This window comes from Planctomyces sp. SH-PL14 (assembly GCF_001610835.1).
Classification (GTDB): domain Bacteria; phylum Planctomycetota; class Planctomycetia; order Planctomycetales; family Planctomycetaceae; genus Planctomyces_A.
Map to the genome: position 1 here is coordinate 5,235,926 of NZ_CP011270.1, position 22,441 is coordinate 5,258,366.

The following is a 22,441-nucleotide window of genomic DNA, read 5'->3' on the forward strand; positions in this document are numbered from 1 at the left end:
GACAGAACGAGTCGTCGACCTCACGGCCGGTGGTTCGTTCTGTCTGTTTTTGGAGCCGCTCTCCTGGCGTTCGCCTGCTGGTGGGTGGTCGCCTCTTCGTCCGGGCCCGTGAGCCGCGGCGCGGTCCGCCGGCAGCTCGAACAGGCCCGGACTCTCCTTCAGCAGCAGCCGGCCGAGGCGGAACGGATCGCCCGCGACGCCCTGCGGCAGCTCCCCGATTCCCCCGAAGGTCTCCTCGTCGCCGGACAGGCGGCGATCCTCCAGGGGCGGCTCGATGAGGCTCTCAAGGACTTCGAGCGGTTGCCGGACAGCGGCGACCTCGCGCCGTCGGGCTGGGCGATCGCGGCCTCGCAGCTTCAGAAGGCGGGGCGGCTCGCCGACGCCGAAGCGTGGTGGCTGAAGGTCCTGCGGGTCGATCCGAGCGCCAATCCCCGGATCGAGTACGCCAAGCTCCTCTGCTGGACCGGGCGGTTTGCGGAGGGGCGGCAGCAGCTTGAACAGACGCTCGACGCCCCGGGCCTGCCGGTGCTGCATCTCGTCTGGGCCGCGCGACCGGATGTGCTGCTCGATCCGCGGATGGCGGAGCAGCTCGGCCACTGGCGGGAGGCCCATCCCGCCGACCCTCTGCTTCCGCTCGGTCTCGGGGCCTATGCCGAAATCCAGGGCCGCTGGTCCGAGGCCGAGACCCGCTACGCCGAAAGCCTCGCGCTCTCGCCGGTCGTCATCGAAGCCCAGCTCCGCCAGGGCCGTCGACTGCTCGAATCGTCAGCCGACCAATGGTCGCGCTGGCTTGAAAGACTCGCTCCCGAGACCCTCGCCCTCTGTCAGCAGCGGTCGGAGTACTGGGTTCAGGTCGGGCTGCGGGCGCAGGCGGCCCGCGCGGACCTCCTGGCGCTGCAGGCGTTCGTCGCGGCGCTCGAGATTGATCCCCTCGACCGGACCGCGGCCTATCAGGCAGGGATCCTGGCCGAACGGGTGGGGGGAAGCCGCAATGCGGACGAGATCCTGGCCCCCTTCGCCGCGCGGATGCTGGCCCGGTCGAGGCGGCTGGACCGGCTCAAGTTCGAGATCGACAAGGTGACCGATCGGACCGCCACGCCGGAGACGCTCCGGGACATCGCGGCCCTCTATGCTCAGCTCGGACACAAGCACGAAGGGCTCGCCTGGTACCGTCAGGCGGTCCTGGCGGACGGCCGCCTGCTGGAATCGAGCCGCACGCTCTACGCCGAGCTCTCCCGGCCCGACGAGCCCCTCCCGACGCTGCTCGCCGGCGAGCGGGAGGAGGTCACGACCCGCCTGGCCGCCGACACCTCGCCGCGGACGCCCGAGCAGGCGTTCCTCGCCGCGCTCCTCCGCCGGGAGCGGCCGAACGTTCCATTCGCCGCCGAGGCCCCGACGGGAACCGCGTCGCAGGCCCACGGCTCGATCCACTTCCGGGAGGAAGCCAGGACACTCGGGATCGACTTCCGCTACCACAACGCCCACGACCCGGCCCGCGTCGCGATGCGGATGCAGGAGTTCACCGGCGGCGGAGCGGGCTGGCTGGACTACGACCGCGACGGCCGTCTCGACCTGTTCGCCGTCCAGGGGACGCCGTGGCCCGCCGGTCAGGCCGCTCCGCCGGCGCCCGCACCCGACGCCCCGGCGCCGACCCTGCGGGATCAGCTCTACCGACAGGCAAACGACCGGTTCCAGGCGGTTACGGTCTTGGCCCTGCCGGTTGAAGGGAACTATGGGCAGGGGGTGGCGGCGGGGGACATCAACGAGGACGGCTTCCCCGACCTGTTCGTCGGCAACGTCGGTCCCGATCGCCTGTTGCGGAACCTGGGGGACGGCACCTTCGAGGACATTTCCGCCGAGGCGGGGATCACGGCGGGGGACTGGACCACGAGCGTCTGCATCGCGGACCTGACCGGCGACGGTCTCTCGGATCTCTACGCCGCGACTTACGCCGAGGGTCTCAACGTCTACACCGAGATCTGCCGCGACCAGGACGGCACCGAGCGCTCCTGCAAGCCGACGATCTTCGATGCGGCCCCCGACCGCTTCTACGTCAACACGGGCGACGGGCAGTTCCGCGAGGAAGCGGCCGCGCGAGGACTCGTCGGGGACGACGGCCGGGGCCTCGGGCTCGTCGCCTTCGATGCCGATCACTCGGGCCGGCTCAGTCTGTTCGTCGCCAACGACGGGACCGCCAACTTCTTCTTTGCTCCGGCCGAGGCGGGAGGCGAGCCGTCGGTGGAGTCAGCCTCCCCGTCTCCCGTCGGCCGGACCTTTGAAGAGCAGGGGCTCGCGGCGGGGCTGGCGTTCGACGAGTTCGGCAAGCCGAGCGCCAGCATGGGGGTCGCGGCGGGGGACGTCGACCGGAACGGGTTCCTCGACTTCCTGGTGACGAACTATTACCTGGAGTCGAACACGTTCTATTCCGGGCAAGGGCCCGGGCAGTTTCTCGATCTGACCCGCGACACCGGTCTCCGCGAGCCGAGCCTGCACCAGCTCGGGTTCGGGACGCAGTTCGGCGACTTCGACCTCGACGGCTGGGACGATGCCCTCGTCTCGAACGGGCACGAAGGGGATTACCGCGACCTCAACATCCCGTTTGCGATGCCGCCGCAGGTCTTTCGCAACCGCGGCTCGGAGGGGCGGGGGGGGATGTTTGAAGAGCTCTCCTCGTCGAACGTCGGCCGCTACTTCGAGGGGGAGTATCTCGGCCGCGGGCTCGCCAAGGGGGACTGGAACCGCGACGGGCTGACGGACATCGTCATCACGCACCTCGATGCGCCGCTGGCCCTGCTGACCAATACGTCGCGTCCGGCGGGAGCGGCGGTCGGCATCACGCTTGTCGGGACGACCGCGCCGCGGATCCCGATCGGGACCCGCGTCACGGTCAACGGGATCACGCAGCAGCTCACCGGTGGGGACGGCTACCTCGCTTCGAACGAGCGGCGTCTGATCTTCGCTGTCGGCGATGCGAAGACGATTGACTTGGAGGTCCACTGGCCGGGCGGTGCGACTGAGAAGTGGGCCGGTCTCCCGCCCGCCGCTGACCTGATGCTCGTCGAAGGAGCCGCTGCTCCGCTCTCACTTCCCCGTTGAGATCTCAAACCCCGTCCTCGCCGGACGGACGCCCATAGCTCAAACCCAATGTGCGACGGCAGCCGGGGTCAAGGGGGCCACGCCCCCTTGCCGCCGGAGGCATTTTTCGTCGCGGAACCGTGGGACATGACGGAAGTCCCCTTTGTGCTACCGGCGCCGAGGATCGCCGCTTGTCCTGAAGACGCCGCGGGTCGGTGAGGAGACATACGACACGGTGTCCGCGTTTGGACACGCTCTCCTTCAGACATCTCTCGACGGCCAAGCCTCCGGCGGGCAAAGGGGGCCAGAAAAACAACACAGGCCCCTCTGCATCCCCCACCAGGGGTGACCCCCTGGACCCCGGATTGACCTGTTCAAACCGACTACCAGGCGTAGTACGGCGAACCCATCCACCACGACGTGTAAGTCGTGTACCACGCCGGCACCCACGCCCCGACACCCACAACGTAAGGGCTGACCGGCCACGGAGACCCGAAGTAGTAAGCAGGATAACCGTACGAAAGACCATACACCGACCCTCCACAACACGGTCCGATGATCGGATCGGTCATGTACACGGGCGAGTCCGTCCGCTGCCCATAGAACGTCGAGTCGATCGGATAGACCGGCGCGCCGTCAATCACCTTCAGAACCACAACCGGATCACGCGGGGCCGCGGGAGCGACGGGAACGGCAGCCGGCGGAACCACTTCCGGCGGTGCAGCGATCGGCTCAACCACCGGGATTGGAGCGAAGACCGACCCGACAATCACATCCGCCGGAAGCCGGTTCGTCCGCGCGTAGTAATCGACAACGTCCTGGATATACCGCCGGAATCCCCCCTGGGTCCGCTCGATCACCCGGCCGACCAGACCCGACCCGCTCACCCCCGCCGCCATCAGCGACGCGGCCTGATGAATCGACTCCTGCGACTCGCCATGCTTTCCGAGCGCCCGCTCCGTCAGTCCCTTCACCATCCAGGCCCGCGGATCGCCCACCACACTCACCGCATCTTCCAGACACTCTTCCGCCAGAACATACCGCCCGGCATGGAAGGCATTGACCCCCTGAGCATACGCCGCGTCAAAGTTGATCGGTTCCCCGCGGGAAATCGCAGGGGAGAAGGCCAGGGCAATCCCCAGGCAGGCCAGCAGCGCTTTCATGAGCATCCTCCAGAGTTGTGGTGTGGCACCGTTGTCCAACGGACGTGGCCGAAGCAGTTCTCGTTCCCGCGCCTCCCTGCACGGCCCAGTTTGCCCATTTGTACACAAGGTCATTCAGAAATTGCGAAGCCGAAGGGACCCGGACGCCGCCCCACGGGAGGGCGAGGCTCCGGCCGAGCCGCGTCGCTGGATGCGGCGGCCGATGTCTCCTCCGCTCCTGCCTCTCGGCTCACAACCTCGCGGAGAGTCGAAGCTGTATGTTGAAGGCAGGATAGAACCTCCGCGGCTCAGCAGGAGCTTCGCCCTCCCGGTCCGCGGGAACACGCTTCGAAAGCGTCGCATCCGGCGGCATCCCCTTCACCTTGCCACCGCCGCTCGACGGGCTCACACTGAGCAATTCTCCGCCTCCTCCCTCCGCGTTGCCCCCGCATCGTCCGCGATGATCCTCCTCAAAGACCTCACCTCCGACGAACTGGCGACCGCCCTGGCCGACCTCGCTCCGCCGCAGCGGCTCGTGCGTCAGCTCCACTCGTCGGCGGTCCGGCGCAACGCGACCGAGCTCCCCGCGGAAGTTCCCACCGTCTCCTGGCGGCTCCTCGACCAGATCCGCGAGCGGGTCGCCATCCCCCGGCTCAAGCTCGTCAACAAGGTCGTCTCCCCGCAGGACGGCTTCGCAAAGTACCTCTTCGAAGGGGACGGCCCCGGCCGCTTTGAAGCCGTCCGGATCCCGCTGCTGCACCGCCCTGGCGACGAAAAGTACGTCGTCTGTGTCAGCTCCCAGATCGGCTGCGCGATGGGCTGCACGTTCTGCGCGACCGGCCGGATGGGGTTCCAGCGGAACCTCGCGACATGGGAAATCGTCGATCAGGTGACGCAGGTCCAGGCCGACTCCCCGCACCCCGTCCGCGGCGTCGTCTTCATGGGGATGGGGGAGCCGATGCTGAACTACGACCGCGTGATCCGCGCCGCCCGCATCTTCTCCGAGCCGTGTGGAATGCAGATCAGCGGCAAGGCGATCACGATCTCGACGGTCGGGATCGTCCCCGGCATCCGCCGTTTCACCGAGGAGGGGCATCCCTACCGGCTGATCGTCTCGCTCACGTCCGCGCGCTCGGAGGAGCGGGCCAAGGTCCTGCCGGTGGAGAAGACCTATCCGCTGCCGGAGCTGATGGCGGCGGTCCGGGAGCATCACGCGGCGACGAACAAGCGGGTGACGCTCGCGTGGACGGTCCTGGGCGGGATCAACACGAGCCGCGAGGAAGCCAAGGCGCTGGCGGAGCTGACGCGCGATCTGCCGATCCTGCTCGACCTGATCGACGTGAACGATCCGACGGGTGAGTACCGGCGTCCCTCGGGCGAGGAAGCGAACGCCTTCCGCGATGCTCTGCGGGAGGAGCTGGCGGCTCCGGTGCAGCGGCGGTACAGCGGTGGCCAGGACATCCACGGTGCCTGCGGAATGCTGGCCGCGACCTAAACCGCGTCCTTGCCGGAAGGACTTCCATAGCTCAAACCCAACGTGCCACGGCAGCCGGGGTCAAGGGGCCAAAAAACAACACAGACCCCCTTGCCGCCGGAGGCACTTCCATGAGGAACCGTGGTACGCAACGGGCGACCGCTTTGTGGAACCGGCGTTGAGGACTCACCGCTCGCCCTGCGATCCCCGCGGGTTGGTGAGGGGGCATCCGGCACGTTGTCCGCGCTTGGACACGCTCTCCTTCAGATATCTCCCGACGGCCAGGCCTCCGGCGGGCAAAGGGGCGTTGCCCCTCTGCACTCCCCACCAGGGGTTACCCCCTGGACCCCGGTGATGGGGGGATCTGAAGAACGGCTGAGTTTTTTCCTTCGCCGCTTCTTGAACCTTCTTTCTCACCCTCGCAGAACCGTTTCTCAACATCCGCCATCCGGCCAACCCGCTCACGAAAACCGGTTTCGATTCGACGTTCACCCTCCCCCAGGGTTACAATTCCACTCCCGCCGGAGGCTCGCCCGCGGACCGCGTTCCACTCGCGTCCGTACGCGCGCCCCAACCCGCCGCACGCCGTTTCCTACGCCCCAGCCCGCCCGGACGCGATGCCCCGACTGACCCTCCTCCTGACGACGCTCCTCCTCGGCGGCCTTCCCGCTTCGATCGCCTCCGCCGCGACTCCGGAACAGGAAGCGTTCTTCGAACAGAAAGTCCGGCCGCTCCTCATCGAGCGCTGCACCCAATGCCACGGCGAGAAGAAGCAGGAAGGGGACGTCCGTCTCGACTCCGGCGTCGCCATCGCCCGCCGCACCTCCGCCGGCGTTCCCGTCGTCCCGGGCAACGTCAACGAATCCCGCCTCCTGCAGGTCATCGCCTACAAGGACGATGACACCCAGATGCCCCCGGACGCCAAACTGCCGGAGGCCGAGATCGCCATCCTCCGCACCTGGATCGAACAGGGGGCCTACTGGCCCGCCAACGACCCCAACAACGCCAAGGCCCAGGGGGGGCTCCCCCGCAAAGCCGACGGCACCATCGACTTCCCCAAAGCCGCCGAACAGCACTGGGCCTACCGCCCTGTCCAGAGCCATCCTCTCCCCAAGGTCAAGCAGACCGCCAGGGTCCGCGGCGAAATCGACCGCTGGATCGAAGCCAAGCTCGAAGCCGAAGGGATGACGCTTTCCCCCGAAGCGGACCGTCCCACCCTCATCCGCCGCCTCTCCTTCGACCTCCGCGGCCTCCCACCGACGTTCGAAGAAGTCAAAGACTTCACGACGGACCGCTCCGCGGACGCCTACAGCAAGCTGGTCGACCGCTTCCTCGCGTCGCCGGAGTACGGCGAACGCTGGGGCCGCCACTGGCTCGACATTGCCCGCTACGCCGACACCAAGGGCTACGTCTTCACCCAGGAGCGCCGTTACCCCTACGCCTACACCTACCGCGACTACGTCATCCGCTCGCTGAACGAGGACAAGCCGTACGACCGCTTCCTCCTCGAACAGATCGCCGCCGATCAGCTCGGTCTTCCGGAGAACGACCCCGCCCTGGCCGGACTCGGGTTCCTGACCGTCGGCCGTCGCTATCTCAACAACGAGATGGACATCATCGACGACCGGATCGACGTCGTGACCCGCGGCCTGATGGGAGTCACGGTCGCCTGCGCCCGCTGCCACGACCACAAGTACGATCCCGTCCCCGCGGCGGACTACTACAGCCTCTACGGCGTCTTCGCCAGCTCCCAGGAGCCGGGAGACCTGCCGCTCGTCGGCGAGCCGGTCGAGACGACGGACTACAAGGCCTACAAGCAGGACCGGGCCAAGCGGGAGCAGGAGCTCGACAAGTACATCGCGGAGCAGCACAAGGAGCTGACGACCCGCGCCCGCGACCAGATCGCCGACTACTTCGTCGCGGTCGTGGTCAAGCAGGGGAAGGCCCCGGCCGGCTTCGAGCCCAAGTACCAGCACGGCAACCCCCGCGAAAAGATCGTTGAGCGGTGGAAGGAGTACCTGGACCGGCGGATCGGCGGCGGAGACAAGGACCCCGTCTTCAAGCCCTGGAAGGCCCTGGCCGACCTTAAGCCCGAAGAGTTCGCCGAGAAGGCCCCGGCGGTCCTCGAGAAGCTCAACGGGGAGAACCCGAAGCCGGACGAGCGGGTCGTCCGGATCCTGATCGAATCGAAGCCCAAGTCGATGGTCGACGTCGCCGCGACGTACGCCAAGCTCGTCGATGAAGCCCGGACCGAGTGGCAGAAGCTCGTCGCCGGAAAGGCCGACGCCCCGAACCTTCCGGACGCCTCCCAGGAGCGTCTGCGGCAGGTCGTCTACGGACCGGGGTGTCCTCCAATGCTCTCCCGCGAGGAAGCGGAGCGGCGGCTGTTTGAACGGGACCAGCGGGACCGGATGACGCAGCTCAAGAAGGAGATCGACGAACTGAACGTCGAGTCCCGCGGCGCCCCGGCGAGGGCGATGGTGATGACCGACAAGAAGGACCTGGTCCAGCCGGTGATCTTCGAACGCGGGAATCCCGGACGCCGGGGGGCCCAGGTTCCGCGGCGGTTCCTCCAGGTCCTCTCGTCCGCGGACGACACGTTCAAGAACGGGAGCGGACGGCTGGAGCTGGCGCAGCACATCGCCTCGGCGAGTAATCCGCTGACGGCCCGCGTGATCGCCAACCGGCTGTGGATCCACCACTTCGGCAAGGGGCTCGTCGTCACTCCGGGGGACTGGGGTGTCCGCAGCGATCCGCCTTCGCACCCTGAGCTGCTGGACATGATGGCGGCGCGGCTCGTCCAGTCGGGCTGGTCGCTGAAGTCGCTGCATCGCGACATCCTGATGTCGGCAGCTTACCGGCAGGAGAGCAAGAGCACGGCCGCGGGTCGGACGAAGGATCCGGAGAACCGCTGGCTGTGGCGGCAGAACCGTCGCCGGCTGGAGTTCGAGGCGATGCGGGACTCGATGCTGGAGGTGGCCGGCCGGATGCAGCCGCAGATGGACGGCCGCCCGGTCAACATCGAGTCGGAGCCGTACACCGGCCGCCGCTCGGTCTATGCCTTTATTGACCGCAACAACTTCTCGGCGCTGCTCCGGACGTTTGATTATCCGACTCCGGACACCAGCAGTACGCAGCGGCCGGAGACGAGTGTTCCGCAGCAGACGCTGTATGGGCTGAACTCGAAGTTCGTGGCTCAGATGGCGGAGTCGCTGGCGAAGCGGGTGATGGCCACGCCGGAGGCGTCGCTTCCGAAGTTCCGGGCGATTGCTCTGTACCGTTATGCCCTCTCGCGGGCGCCGACGGACCAGGAGATCGAGCTGTTGAAGGACTATCTGGACGGCTCGCCGGAGCGGTTGATGGAAGTCGCCCAGGTGCTGCTGTTGTCGAACGAGTTCCTGTTCGTCGACTGAGCTCAAACGACATCCTTGCCGGCACGACTCGATAGCTCAAACCCATTGTGCGACGGCACCCGGGGTCAAGGGGGCCACGCCCCCTTGACCCCGGAGGCACTTCCTGTGAGGAACCGCGGTACACAACGGATGTCCCCTTTGTCTCACCGGCGTTGAGGACTTACAGCTCGCTCTGGAATCCCGGCGGGTTGGTGCGGGGGCATCCGGCACCCTGTCCGCGTTTGGACACTCACTCCTTCAGACATCTCTCGACGGCCAGGCCTCCGGCGGGCAAAGGGCCAGAAAAACAACACAGGCCCCTCTGCACTCCCTACCAGGGTGCCCCTGGACCCGGTTCTTACGCCTTCTTTCGCTCGAACGAGTACACATCTGCATACGGATGCCGCTCACTCCGTAACGCCGCTCGCAGCATCTCCGCCGCCAGCACGCTGTAAGTGATCCCGTTCCCCCCATAGCACAACGCAAAGAACGCCCGCGGCTGTTCGGACGGAAAACCGATGTACGGAAGCCCGTCCCCGGTCTCGGCGAACGTCCCGGTCCAGGGGAACGCCAGCTCCAGCGGGATCCGCGGAAAGAGAGCCCGCCACCGCCGCTCCAAACGCTCCACCTTGGCCGGAAGAAGCGCATCGCGGGCCAGGGCGTTCTGGAACGGCACGTCTTCACCGCCCAGAAGTCCGCGGCCATCGGAAGTCGTGCGGGCGTAACAGTAGGGCCGGGCCGATTCCCAGAGCAGGCACCGGTCCGGCCAGCCGGCGAAGTCGCGGATCGGCTCGCTGGCCAGCGCGAACGAACTCGTCAGCCGCACCGGAACGGATCGCCGCAGGTACTTGAGGCTCTCAAACCCGCACGCCACGACCACGTGCCCGCAGCAGATCTCCGGTCCGCGGTCGGTCTTCACCAGCAGCCCGTCCTCCCGCTCGTGACACTCGGTCGCCTCGGTCCGGGCGAAGAGCCTGGCCCCGCGCCGCTCCCCGTCGGCCAGGAGCGCGTGCGTCAGCTGAAAGGCGTCGATCTCGGCCGCCACGCGGGACCGGATCGCTCCCGGTGCCGGGAAGTCGAACTGCCGCGAGAAGTCCTCTGAGGAAATCCACTCCACCGGCAGCCCGAACTCGCGGCGCGTCTCGAACTCGTCCCGCAGGATCTCTCCATCGGCCGCCGTCGAAGCGAAGTAGACAGTGTCGCGCCGGCGGAACTCACCCGCGCCCAACGTCCGGCACAGCCCCTCGACCTTCTCGATCGCCTCCAGCCCCGATCGATACGCCGCGACCGCCAGCCCCTGTCCGGTCTCCCGGATCAGGTCCCGAAGGTGCGTATCGATCTCGTACATCAGGAGCGCCGTCGATCCGCAGGTGCTCCCCCAGCCGAAGTTCCGCCGGTCGAGCACGACGACATCGCGGCCGTCCTCGACGAGGCTGCGGGCAATGCACGCGCCGGTGATCCCACCCCCCAGGACGAGCACCTCGCACGCGAGCGAGCGATCGAGAGGCTCGTAGGTCTTGAGAAACCCGTTCTTGGCGGGCCAGAAGGGATAGCCGCTCGTGAGATCCATGGTCGCTTCGTGAAACCGAAAGCGGAGGGCAGCAACACGCTCCGTCGTTGCCTTCCCGGCAGGACGCGTCGCCGCCCTCCGCGCAATAAAAAAGGGGCAGGTCCCCCAACCTGCCCCCGTGCGACCAGCTCGCGGATCACCTTGACGGTGCTCCGCGGGCCGTGCATCCACCGTGCGGAACGGTCACTCCGACTGCATCAGGTACGACTGCAGCAGATACCGGTGCTGATCGAGCATCCGCAGACAGTCCACCAGCATGTCGGAGGTCCCGGGATCTTCTTCCTCATCCGCGAGGCGAATTCCTTCCTTCGTCGCCTCGCCGACCGTGAGGTACAGGTCAACGAGATGATTCACCACTTCGGGGATCGCCTGCGTCTCCGCAGCGAGCTGCTTCAGCGACGAGTTCTTGGCGACATGCCGAGCGGTGCCGTGGGTGATGAACCCGAGCGACCGCTGCCGTTCGGCAGTCGTGTCGATCGTGGCGTCGAGCTCCTCGGCCAGCTTGTCGAGGAGCTTGTGGACGCCAAAGAAGCTCGATCCCGCAATGTTCCAGTGCGCCTGCTTCACCTGCATCCGCAGGTCCAGAAGGTCGGTCACCCCCTGGGTCAGGGTCTTGCTCACCGCCTCGCTGCCGTGGATTTCGTTGGCGGAGTGGTGCGATTCCTTGTCGTTTCGAACAGCCAGTTTCGTTGCCATCGTGAACTCCTTTGTCGTGAATGTTTCAGTAAGGTTTCATGTTTCCAAAACCCGGCCCGCGTCGAACCGGGCCGGCGGAGCCGACGCGGGCTCAGGACTGCGTCGCGATCTCGATATCCCACAGCTCGCGCCAGCAGACGCGCGTCTCCTCGACGGAGCGGTGGAGTTTCATAAGGAGCGCCCGGACGCGGCCGTGGCTCTCCTGAAGCACCCGCGTGAGCAGCGCCTCGTAGGCGCTCTCGGCGAAGGCGATATCGCGGCAGAAGGTCGGAGACGAAAGGCTCCCGCCGCGGCGAAGGTGGTGGACGGCCCGGTTCCAGGCGTCGCGAACCTCTTCCATTTCGAGGTCGATCGAAACGCTCGGGGTGCGGCCCCCTAGCACGTCCCGGGCCAGGATCCGGCAGTGGCTGGAACGGACGCTCACGACTCCTTGGGCAAAGAGGCGGACGTCGTTATCGCTGGTAACCTCGGAAAGGCGGTTGTAGCCGTGGTAGCTGGCCAGGGCCGCCTGCAGGAGCCGCTGCTGTACAACCTCCATGTTGTCCACATCGGTGAAGCAGACCGTATCACGGCCCCCGCGGCAGGCGGAATCGAATCCGCCCGAAGGCGGGAGGCGGTCAAAAGCGGACACGTCGGTGATCATGATGTCGTGGTGTCGGCGAAGCACAAACTGGTGAACCAAATCGACCCGAAACAGGCCCATTGCAATCGCGATACCAAACGCATCGGGCATTGCGAAGCTGCAACATTCGCGTCCTAAGGACTAGGTTTTTCGGCACTTGCGGCTACAGTTGTTCCCGCCTCCTGCCGCCGGCGGCCTGGGTTTCGGCGTTCCGCCGATGACCTGCGGCCGATCATCGGCTGGGAGGCAGTCGTCCACGACGGAAGACCTGCCGGGGACTTCGGGAGTGGGACAACGCGTCCGCCGGAACTTGGACGGGATTGGTACTCCGCACGGTCCTTCCGGAACGCGGAAGTGCCGTCTTTTGGCACCCCGCGTGCTGAAGGGGCCTTCCCCCGGACGTCGCCGGAGCGTGTCGTGTTGCAACCGTGATGGGCGTTCCCTTGTTTTCGAAATCCTCGGCGAAAACGAGCCTGGCGATCGGGTTCCTGCTGCTGGTCCTGGTGCTGGTGGCGAACGCGCTGATCTCCTACCGCAACGTCCGCCAGCTCAACGAGGACGGACAGCTGGTCAGCCGCGCGCTGGAAGTCCAGTCCGCTCTAGGAAATGTCGAGACCGGCATCAGCCGCTGCACCGCCAACCAGCGGGGGTATCTGCTCACCTCCGACCCCTTCTTCAAGCAGCGCTATCGGGAGAACGTCCAGCTCCTCGACGTGTCGATTCGCCGGCTCCGCGAGCTGGCGCAGTCCCTGGAGCAGTTCCCCGCCGACGAAGCGGACCTCGATCAGGTCGAGCAGGCCATCGAGGATCACGTCGCCAGCCTGGATCGCCTCTTCGACCAGCCGGTCCAGACCCGCGAGCCCGCCGTCGTCGACGAAATCGCCGGCGGCGAGGCGGTCGTCCGGCGGGAGGCGATCCGCAACGGCCTCGCCCGCCTGCGGTCGCACCAGGACTCGATGCTGACCCACCTGCAGCTCGTCCACGCCCGGACCTACTCCTCCGCGGTCCTCAGCCTGACCCTGACCGGGATCGTGGGACTGCTGCTCCTGGCGTTCTACCTGTGGCTTGTTCAGCGGTACGTCTCCAGCCGGGCCGAGGCGGAGTCCGCCACGCGGGCCCACCGCGCCGTCCTCCAGGCGACGCTCAACGGCATCCGCGACGGCGTCGTGGCGACCGACGCGCGCGGCAGCATCACCTTCCTTAATCCGACCGCCGAGCAGCTCGTCGGCTGGACGACGGCGGACGCGATCGGGAAGCCGATCGAAGCGGTCTGCGGGATCGTCGACGAACGGACCCGGCAGCGGCTTCCCGGCCCCCTGGCTCCCCCGCCGAAGAAGGAAGACAGCCGCAGCGGGATCCACCACGGCACGCTCCTGATCGACCGCGCCGGGGAGTCGCGGCCGGTCGAGGAGGCGGGCGCGCCGATCGTCGACGACCACGGCCGGACAATCGGCGCCGTCCTGGTGATCCGGGACGTTACCGAGCGCCGCGCCCAGGAGCGGGAGCTGATCGAGCGGGAGACGCAGATCCGCTCGCTGCTCGACTCCACCGACGAAGCGATCTGCGGACTCAACCTGGACGGGGTCTGCACGTTCTGCAACGCCGCCTCGCTCCGCATGCTCGGCTACGGGCGGCAGGAAGACCTTGTCGGCCGCCCCCTCGGGCCGCTCGTCCATCATGACGCCCCCGACGCGTCCCCCGGGCCGGAGGCGGACTGGGCGATCGGCAAGGCGACGCGGAACGGCGACGCCCTTCACGGCGACGATCAGTGGATGCGGCGGCAAGACGGCAGCGCGTTCCCGGTCGAATACCGCTGCACCCCCGTCCACCGCGAGGGGGCGCTGGTCGGGTCGGTCGTGACGTTCCTCGACATCACCGAGCGCCGCCGCGGCGAGGCGGCCGCCGCGGAACGGGAGCGGCTCGTCGCCCTCCGGGCCGCCAAGGCGGCGGCGATGTCGCGGGATGCGCCGCTGCCGGACGTCCTGCGGGAACTCACTTCGGTCATCGCCACCCAGCTCGGCGCGGCGGCGGTGCGGATCTGGACCCTCGAAGAGGACCAGACGATGCTCCGCCTGCGGGCCTCGGGAGGGGAAGGGGCGGACGCGGTCACCAACAGTGCCTATGAGCGGGTCCGCGTCGGAGAGCGGCGCGTGGGACGGGTCGCGCTCACGGGAGAGCCGCTGGTCGACGAGGGACCGGCGTTCGACCCGCGGGCCACGAATCCGCGGTGGACCTCCCGGGAGAAGGTCGTCGCCTTCGCCGGATTTCCCCTGCGGGTCGAGGGGCGGACCGTCGGCGTCCTGGCGGTGCTGTCGCGGCTCCCGCTCACTCCGTCGGTCCTGGCGGAGCTCCCGCCGATGGCGGACGGCCTGGGGCAGTACATCGAGCGGCGGGAGGCGGAGCGGCGGCTGCGGGAGAGCGAACAGCGGCTGCGGCTGACCGTCGAGGCGGCCGACATCGGGACGTGGGACTACAACCTCCGGACCGGGGTCCTGGAGTGGTCCGAGCGGTGCAAGACGATGTTCGGCCTGGCGCCGGACGATGCGGTCAGCTACGAGCGGTTCCTCGAGATCCTGCACCCGGACGACCGCGATCGCGTCGAGGCGGTCGTCGCGCGGGCGAGCGATCCGGAGGGGAACGGCGAGTACGACACCGAGTTCCGCGCGGTCTGGCCCGACCGCTCGCTTCACTGGATCGTCGCCAAGGGGCAGGGGTTCTTCGAGCCGGAAGGGGAGCGGCCGCGCTCAGGTTCGCCGCCGCGGACCGACACGGAGGGAGAGGGGGACCGCCGGGTTGCGGTGCGGCTCCTCGGGACCGCGATGGACGTGACGCACAGCCGCCAGGCGGCCGCGGAGCTCGCGGCGAGCGAGGCCCGGTTCCGGCAGCTCGCGGACGCCATGCCGCAGATCGTGTGGGTCGCCGACGCCGAGGGGCGGCGGGAGTACTACAACCGCCGCTGGTACGACTACAGCGGCTGCGCCCCGGACGCCTGCGTCGGCCAGAAGCTCGACCCGCTCCTGCACGCGGACGACCGGGAGCGGGCCGCGGCGGTGTGGGACCGGTCGCTCGCGTCCGGCGAGCCGTACCAGATCGAGTACCGGCTGGAGTCGAGCGGAGGGGACTCCCGCTGGTTCCTCGTCCGGGCCCTTCCGGTCCGGGATGAGGCAGGGACGATCGTCAAGTGGTACGGCACCAGCACCGACATCGAGGACAAGAAGCGGTTCGAGGAGACCCTGCGGCGGAGCGAGGAGTTCGCCCGCAGCGTCCTCGAGAGCAGCCCCGACTGCGTCAAGATCGTCGATCTCGAGGGGCGGCTCCTGTGGATGAACCAGAACGGCCAGCAGCTGTTCCAGGTGGAGGACTTCGAGGGGGTGCGGGGGCGGAGCTGGGCCGATTTCTGGAGCGAAGGGGGGCACGCCGCCTCCTGCCGCGCGGCGATCGAAGCGGCCGCCGCGGGAGGGATCGGCCGGTTCCAGGGGATGTGCCGGACCCTCGCCGGAGTTCCGCGGTGGTGGGACGTGGCGGTCACGCCGGTCCGCGGCCCGCAGGAAGAGGTCGAGCGGCTGCTGTGCGTCTCGCGGGACGTGACGGCGGACCGGGAAGGGCAGGAGCGGCTCCGCATCAGTGAAGAGAACCTGCGGCACGTCCTCGACTCGATGCTGCCGTTCGTGGCCGTCATCGACCCGGCCGGAGAGCTGATCGAGGTCAACCAGTCGGCCCTGACGGTGACGGGGCTGCGGCGGGAGGAGGTCATCGGAAAGCCGTTCTGGGAGTGCGACTGGTGGAGCTACGACACCGCCGCCTCCGGGCGGATCCGCGAGGCGTTCCGGCGGGCGGCGTCCGGGGAGTTCGTCCGCTATGACGAAGCCTGCCGCGTCCTCGACGACGGACGGATGACGGTCGACTTCCAGCTCCAGCCGGTCTATCACGGCGACGGCCTCAAGTTCGTCGTTGCCTCGGCGGTCGACATCACCGACCGCAAGCGGGCCGAGGACCAGCTTGCGAACTCGCAGCAGTTCCTCCGTTCCTCGCTCGACGCCCTGTCGAGCCACATCGCGGTCCTCGACGAGCGGGGGACGATCCTGACGGTCAACGAGTCGTGGAAGCGGTTCGGCGGACAGCACCGGTTCCACGCGCCGTTCTGTACCGTCGGGACGAACTACCTCGCCGCCTGCGAGGAGCTTCCAGGGGCCGATGTCGACGGAGAGATCCGGTCCGCGGCGGACGCCATCCGCGGCGTCATCGCGGGAGAGCGACCCCGGTACTCCGTCCAGTACTCCTGGTCCGCCGGAGAGGGGAACGGCGTCCCGGGGAGCGAGCGGCGGTGGTTCCAGATGACGGTCACGCGGTTCCTGGGGACCGGCGAAGCCCGCGTCGTCGTGGCTCATGAGGACATCACCCGCCAGATCGAGAGCCAGGAACTCATGCGCAGCCGGTCGGAGCAGCTTCGGCGGCTGGCGGACGTCGCCACGGAGCTGACCGCGGCGAACGACCTGCAGTCGATCCTGCGGATCGTCACCGAAGGGGCGAAGAGCCTCCTCGGCGGCGACCAGGCGATGACGAGCCACGTCTTCGACGCCCAGTGGTCCGAGGGGGAGCACTTCATCTGCCGGGATCCCGCGACTCCCGCCGCGGTCCCGGCGATCCCGTTCCCCGACGGCCTGGGGCTCGCGGACCGGGTCTGCGGCCGCAACCAGATCGTCCGGCTGACGCGGGCCGACGACGTGCAACACGGGAAGGCATCCCAGGCCGCGGCGCGGAGCTGGATCGCCGCGCCGCTGGTCCATCTGGACGGGACCAACCTGGGGATGATCCAGCTCGCCGGCAAGCGGGGCGGGGGCGACATTGGTGGCGGCGGCGCGGACTTCACTCACGACGACGAGTCGGTCCTTGTCCAGCTGTCGCAGATGGCGTCGGTCGCGATCGAGAACGCCCGGCTGTACTCGCAGCTTCAGGAGTCGATCCGCCGCAAGGACGAGTTCCTGGCGATGCTGGGACACGAGCTCCGCAATCCGCTGGCGGGGATCGTGAGCGGGGTCGATGCGCTCGGGATGCTGCCGCTCCCCGGCGAGGCGACCGAGATGCAGGCGGTGATCGGCCGGCAGGCGGCCCACATGTCGCGGATCGTCGACGACCTGCTCGACGTCTCGCGGATTGTCCGGGGGAAACTGACGCTCCGGCCGGAGCCGGTCCGGCTGAACGACCTCGTGCGGAACGTCGTCCGAGACTACGCCTCCGCGCAGGGGGATGACGAGTGCGAGATCCGGACGGAGGTCTGCGGGGAGGAGATCTGGATCGAGGGGGACATGACGCGGCTCAACCAGGTCCTCTCGAACCTGCTCCACAACAGCTGCAAGTTCGGCGACGGCTCCAACGTCGTGACTCTCGGCCTGCGGCGGGGGGCGAGCGGCCGGGACGCCGTGGTCTCCGTGAAGGACCAGGGGATCGGGATGACGGCCGAGACCCTGAGCCGGATCTTCGAGCCCTTCAACCAGGCGGACGTGAGCCTCGACCGGAGCCGCGGCGGCCTGGGCCTGGGGCTGGCGCTCGTGAAGGGGCTGGTTCGCCTGCACGGCGGGAGCGTGACGGCTTCGAGCGCGGGGCTGCACCAGGGGGCGGAGTTCACGATCGTCCTGCCGACGATTGCCGCTCCGTCGTCCAAGGCGCCGGAGTCGGAGTCGACCGCGATCCAGCCGTGCCGGGTCCTGCTGATCGACGACCGCCGCGACGCGATCCTGCCGATCCGGAGCATGCTCTCGAAGGACGGGCACACGGTGCAGACGGCGTCCGACGGTCCGGAGGGAATCCAGTGCGCGGAGACGTTCCAGCCGGACGTGATCCTGTGTGACATTGGCCTCACGCCGCCGATGAGCGGTTACGACGTGGCCCGCGAGCTCCGCAGCCGCGAGGAGTTCCGCGAGACCTACATGGTCGCGGTGACGGGCTACACGCAGGACGAGTATCGCCAGCGGGCGTTCGAGGCGGGCTTTGACTATCACGTGAAGAAGCCGGTCGATCTCCACATGTTGCGGAAGATCCTTGCCTCACGGGCCCGCTTCTGAGGGGTGGGACAAATCGCGTCCTGGCCGGCACGGCTCCCATAGCTCAACCCAACGTGCGACGGCAGCCGGGGTCAAGGGGGCAACCCCTTGCCGCCGGAGGCACTTCCATGAGGAACCGTAGTAAGCAACGGATGTCCGCTTTGTGGAACCGGCGTTGAGGACTCACCGCTCGCCCTGGAATCCCAGCGTGTTGGTGAGGGGGCATCCGATACGTTGTCCGCGCTTGGACACGCACTCCTTCAGGCATCTCTCGACGGCCAGGCCTCCGGCGGGCAAAGGGGGCCAAAAAACAACACAGGCCCCTCTGCACTCCCCACCAGGGTGCCCCTGGACCCGGTAGGGCGGTTGCGCTGTGCCTGGCTTGGGCCGACCTACTTCCGGGCCATGACGTCGACCGGCACCGCATTCTTCTGCGGACGCCCCGGCGTGCTGCGTCCCCGCTCGACGATCCGGTCCAGTTGCTCCCGTAACTCCTCCACCCGCTTCGGCTCGGCGTCCGCGACATTGCGGGACTCCGCCAGGTCCGTCTCCAGGTTGTAAAGCTGCACCCCCATCAGCCCCTGCGCCTTCTTCGCCCCCGGCCGCGGCTCGCTCCACCCGCCGGAGTCGGGACACAGAAGCAGCTTCCACGGCCCCCGCCGGATCGCGAACGATCCATTGATCGAGTGCGACACGAGATGATCCCGCGTCGTCCGTCCTCCCGGCTGCAACGCCGCCAGAAAGCTGAAACTGTCCTCCGCCGCCTCGTCCGCCAGCTTCTCGCCGCAGAGCTCGGCCGCGGTCGCAAAGATGTCGGTCAGACAGATCGTCTCGGGCGACGTCTCCCCCGCGGCGCATCGCCCCGGCCAGCGGACCACGAACGGCACGCGGTGCCCCCCTTCAAAGAGGTCCGCCTTGTTCCCCCGCAGCGGTCCGCTCGGGTTATGGTCGTGGACCTTCAGCTCGTCGAACTTGGCCTGCGGCGAGCAGCCGTTGTCGCTCGTCAGGATGACCAGCGTCTCCTGCTCGACGCCCGCGTCCTTGAGCGCCGACATCATCGCCCCGACGGCGGCATCGGTCTGCATCACGAAGTCCGCATAAGGGTTCATCCCGCTCTTGCCCGCCCATTCGGGCGTCGGAAGGATCGGCGTGTGCGGCCCGGTCAGCGGGACGTAAAGGAAGAACGGCTCGCGACCGCCCTCCGATCCCTTCGACTTCGGCGCCTGCCGCGCGATGATCGCGCAGGACTCCCGGACGATCTCGGGCAGCACTCCCTCGGCCTCAAACCCCGGAGCGGTCGGTCCCTGACGGGTCTTGGCCCCCTTGTCGCGGCCGGCCATCATGAGGAACTCGCGGTCCTCGGTCGGCGGGGCGGTGACCCGGTCGTTGCGGAGGAAGACGTACGGAACCATGTCGAGCGAGGCGCTGATCCCGAAATACTCATCGAAGCCGACGCTGAGCGGCCCGTTCCGGAACGGCTGCGCATAGTCGACGTTGAACACCTGCTCGCGGGGCTCGATGTTGAGCTCGGTCACCTGCTTGCCCGGCAGCACGCTCCAGTCGAGACCGAGGTGCCACTTGCCAACGGCGGCGGTGTGATAGCCCTGCTGCTTGAGGAACGAGGTGATTGTCTGCCGCTCCGCCTCGATCAGCCGCGGACTGAGCCCGCCGAGGACGCCCCGTTGGAGTTTGGAGCGCCAGTTGTACCGGCCGGTCAGGAGGCCATAGCGCGTCGGCGAGCAGACGGCGGAGCTGGTGTGGGCGTCGAGAAACCGCATCCCCTGGCTGGCGAGGCGGTCGATGTGCGGCGTCGGGATCTTGCCGCCGTAGCAGGCGGGATCGCCGTAGCCGAGGTCGTCGGCCAGGATGACGACGATGTTGGGGCGGTCGGCGGCGTCGACCGTGGCCAGACCGCTCGACACAACGACCAGAACCGCGAGCGCTCGCAGGGATCGCATCGGAGTGACTCCTCGGGAGGGATGCGTCCCGACTGATAGCCCGTCGCGACTCGGGATTCAACCGCGTCCTCGCCGGCACGGCTCTGTTACCTCAAGCCCAACGTGCCACGGCAGCCGGGGTCAAGGGGGCCTCGCCCCCTTGCCGCCGGAGGCACTCCTGTGAGGAACCGTGGTAAGCAACGGATGTCCCCTTTGTGGGACCGGCGTTGAGGACTCCACACTCGCTCTGCGCTCGCAGCGGGTTGGTGAGGGGGCATACGGCACGGTGTCCGCGCTTGGACCCTCGCTCCTTCAGAGAGAGCGAGACAAGACGGCCTCCGGCGGGCAAAGGGGCGTTGCCCCTCTGCACTCCCCACCAGGGGTTACCCCCTGGACCCCGGTTTTGGCTATTCCGGATTCGTGACCACCAGCCGGACATCAATGTTGTTACGCGTCGCATTCGAGTACGGACACACGTAGTGCGCTTTCTGCACAATCGCTTCCGCATCCGCCTTCGACATCCCCGGAACCGTGATCCGCAGCTCCGCCTCAATCCCAAACCCACCCGGCAACGGACCAATCCCGACCGTCCCCTCAATCTTCGTCTCCGGCGACAGCGACACCTTCTCCTGCATGGCGACAAACTTCATCGCCCCCAGAAAACACGCCGAATACCCCGCCGCAAACAACTGCTCCGGATTCGTCCCGGTCGCGCCGTTCCCCCCCAGCTCCTTCGGCGTCGTCAGCTTGACGTCCAGAACGCCATCGGAAGACACAGCACGACCTTCGCGACCGCCCGTGGCAGTCGCATGACCACGGTACAGGACCTTTTCGATAGCCATGATGAAACCTTTTCCAGTGAGTGAATCGAGAAACAATCGATCGGGCCGCTGAAAATCGCAGCCGGAGCTCTCCGCCCCGGCGCCAGTTCTACCGGAAACCGCCCGAGATCGTGATCGTCTCGCCCGTCATCCACGACGAGTCGTCCGAAGCCAGGAACACCGCCGCCGTCGCAATGTCCTGCGGCTGCCCGATCCGGCCCAGCGGCGTCTGACTCTCAATCTGCTTCCGGAAGTCACTCTCAATAATCCCCGCCGTATGCGCCCCCTCGGTCTCCACCATCCCCGGATTGATCGAATTGACCCGGATCTTCTGCGGCCCCAGCTCCTTCGCCAGCACATTCGTCACGGCATCGACCGCCGCCTTCGTCGCAGAGTAGACCGCGGTTCCCGGCGGCGTCGCATGCGCGACCACCGAGCTGATATTGATGACGTTCCCGCCCCCCTCGAACTGCTTGGCCGCCTCCTGCGTCGCGAGGATCAGCCCCAGCACGTTCAGGTTGAACTGCCGGTGAAAGTGCTCAGGGGTGATTTCGCCGAGCGCCCCGAACTCATAGATCCCGGCATTGTTCACCAGGATGTCGACCTTGCCGAATGCCTTGCGGGCCTCCGCGAACAGCCCCGGAATCTCCTTCGGCTCGGCAATGCTCGCCTTCACCGCCACCGCCCGGCCCCCCTTGGCCACGATGTCCCCGACGACCTTCTCGGCCCCCTCGCGGCTCGACGAGTAGTTCACCACCACCGCCGCCCCCTCGGCTGCCAGGTGCCGGGCAATGCTCGCCCCGATCCCCTTCGAAGCACCCGTGACGACAGCGACTTTTCCGGCCAACTTCTGAGACATGATCGAATCTCCGTGCAGGTCCTGGAATTCAGTACCGATGGGTACACATTACGTGGAGGTTCTCGACCTCGCAAGCTGAATAGTGTATCATTCGGTAAGAATTTCGAGTTTTCTTGAGGCGAGTTTCCCGAGGAGGTGTCCCATGCCCGCTGGACGACCCCGCGAGTTTGATCCCGACAAAGCCCTGGACCAGGCAATGGCGGTCTTCTGGAAGAAGGGCTACGAGGGGGCCTCGCTTCCCGATCTCACTCGCGCCATGGGAATCAACCGCCCCAGCCTCTACGCCGCGTTCGGCAATAAGGAGTCGCTCTTCCGCAAGGCGATGGACCGCTACATGGGCGGCCCCGCGGCCCATGTGGCGGAGGCCCTCGCCGCGCCCACTGCCCGCGAAGTCGCGGCCCGCCTGCTTTACGGCGGCATCGACATCGTCGCCGACGGCAAAGGCCCCGGCGGCTGCTTCATGGTCCAGTCCGCCCTCGCCTGCGGCGACAGCGCCGAAGCACTCCGGAAGGAAGTCGCCGACCGCCGCGCCGCCGGAGAAGCGGCCGTGCGGGCCCGTCTCGAGCGGGCCCACAAAGAAGGGGATCTCCCCAAAGAGGTCGACGCCGCCACGCTCGCCCGCTACCTGATGGCGGTCACCTACGGCATGGCGGTCCTCGCCGCCGGCGGGGCCACGCGGGCCGACCTGACCGTGGTGGCCGACATGGCCCTCCGGGCAATCCCCGCGGCGTAGCACCCGGCGATTGGCTTCACCTTGCCGCCCCGATAGGCTCTCAGGGCCCTCCCCCCACACACGCCCCGAGTCGATCCCT

Annotated in this window: 12 protein-coding genes; 5 read left to right on the forward strand and 7 right to left on the reverse strand. The window is 67.7% G+C overall.

Translation table 11 applies throughout. The annotated features are described in order from the left end of the window. Positions 1 to 108 precede the first annotated feature (108 nt). The gene (locus VT03_RS20015; protein ID WP_197489018.1) at positions 109 to 3,096 is read left to right on the forward strand and encodes an FG-GAP-like repeat-containing protein; all 2,988 of its coding nucleotides are present in this window, start codon (positions 109 to 111) and stop codon (positions 3,094 to 3,096) included. A 362-nt stretch (positions 3,097 to 3,458) separates the two neighbouring features. Here VT03_RS20015 and VT03_RS20020 read toward each other — a convergent pair whose 3' ends face one another. Continuing rightward, the gene (locus VT03_RS20020; RefSeq protein ID WP_156514638.1) at positions 3,459 to 4,238 is read right to left on the reverse strand and encodes a hypothetical protein; all 780 of its coding nucleotides are present in this window, start codon (positions 4,236 to 4,238) and stop codon (positions 3,459 to 3,461) included. 442 nt (positions 4,239 to 4,680) lie between these two features. Here VT03_RS20020 and rlmN point away from each other — a divergent pair, with 442 nt between their 5' ends. Continuing rightward, positions 4,681 to 5,712: a radical SAM protein gene (gene rlmN / locus VT03_RS20025; RefSeq protein ID WP_082846802.1), complete on the forward strand. Its 1,032-nt coding sequence runs from the start codon at positions 4,681 to 4,683 to the stop codon at positions 5,710 to 5,712. 596 nt (positions 5,713 to 6,308) lie between these two features. Next, positions 6,309 to 9,104: a PSD1 and planctomycete cytochrome C domain-containing protein gene (locus tag VT03_RS20030; protein ID WP_075094627.1), complete on the forward strand. Its 2,796-nt coding sequence runs from the start codon at positions 6,309 to 6,311 to the stop codon at positions 9,102 to 9,104. Between the two features lie 337 nt (positions 9,105 to 9,441). Here VT03_RS20030 and VT03_RS20035 read toward each other — a convergent pair whose 3' ends face one another. The 3 genes from VT03_RS20035 to VT03_RS20045 form a co-directional block, all read right to left on the reverse strand. Beyond that, the gene (locus VT03_RS20035) at positions 9,442 to 10,653 is read right to left on the reverse strand and encodes an NAD(P)/FAD-dependent oxidoreductase (RefSeq protein WP_075094628.1); all 1,212 of its coding nucleotides are present in this window, start codon (positions 10,651 to 10,653) and stop codon (positions 9,442 to 9,444) included. Between the two features lie 183 nt (positions 10,654 to 10,836). Continuing rightward, complete coding sequence (dps, locus tag VT03_RS20040) at positions 10,837 to 11,349, reverse strand: DNA starvation/stationary phase protection protein Dps (RefSeq protein WP_075094629.1); 513 nt, start codon at positions 11,347 to 11,349, stop codon at positions 10,837 to 10,839. Positions 11,350 to 11,440: 91 nt separating this feature from the next. Next, positions 11,441 to 11,992 carry a hypothetical protein gene (locus tag VT03_RS20045; RefSeq protein WP_156514639.1) on the reverse strand — a complete coding sequence of 184 codons (552 nt, stop codon included), beginning with the start codon at positions 11,990 to 11,992 and terminating at the stop codon, positions 11,441 to 11,443. 422 nt (positions 11,993 to 12,414) lie between these two features. On the opposite strand from VT03_RS20045, the gene VT03_RS20050 reads away from it, so the two are divergent. Continuing rightward, a complete protein-coding gene (locus VT03_RS20050; RefSeq protein ID WP_197489020.1) occupies positions 12,415 to 18,033 on the forward strand; it encodes a PAS domain S-box protein in 5,619 nt (1,872 codons plus the stop codon). 371 nt (positions 18,034 to 18,404) lie between these two features. On the opposite strand, the gene VT03_RS20055 is transcribed toward VT03_RS20050, so the two are convergent. The 3 genes from VT03_RS20055 to VT03_RS20065 all read right to left on the reverse strand — a co-directional run bounded on the left by VT03_RS20055 (position 18,405) and on the right by VT03_RS20065 (position 21,629). Next, complete coding sequence (locus VT03_RS20055) at positions 18,405 to 19,970, reverse strand: sulfatase family protein (RefSeq protein ID WP_075094632.1); 1,566 nt, start codon at positions 19,968 to 19,970, stop codon at positions 18,405 to 18,407. A 386-nt stretch (positions 19,971 to 20,356) separates the two neighbouring features. Continuing rightward, a complete protein-coding gene (locus VT03_RS20060) occupies positions 20,357 to 20,791 on the reverse strand; it encodes an organic hydroperoxide resistance protein (protein WP_075094633.1) in 435 nt (144 codons plus the stop codon). A gap of 88 nt (positions 20,792 to 20,879) precedes the next feature. Then, positions 20,880 to 21,629 (reverse strand): SDR family NAD(P)-dependent oxidoreductase, encoded by a 750-nt coding sequence (locus VT03_RS20065; RefSeq protein ID WP_075094634.1) that lies wholly within the window; start codon positions 21,627 to 21,629, stop codon positions 20,880 to 20,882. 142 nt (positions 21,630 to 21,771) lie between these two features. On the opposite strand from VT03_RS20065, the gene VT03_RS20070 reads away from it, so the two are divergent. Further along, a complete protein-coding gene (locus VT03_RS20070) occupies positions 21,772 to 22,362 on the forward strand; it encodes a TetR/AcrR family transcriptional regulator (protein WP_075094635.1) in 591 nt (196 codons plus the stop codon). Positions 22,363 to 22,441 lie beyond the last annotated feature (79 nt).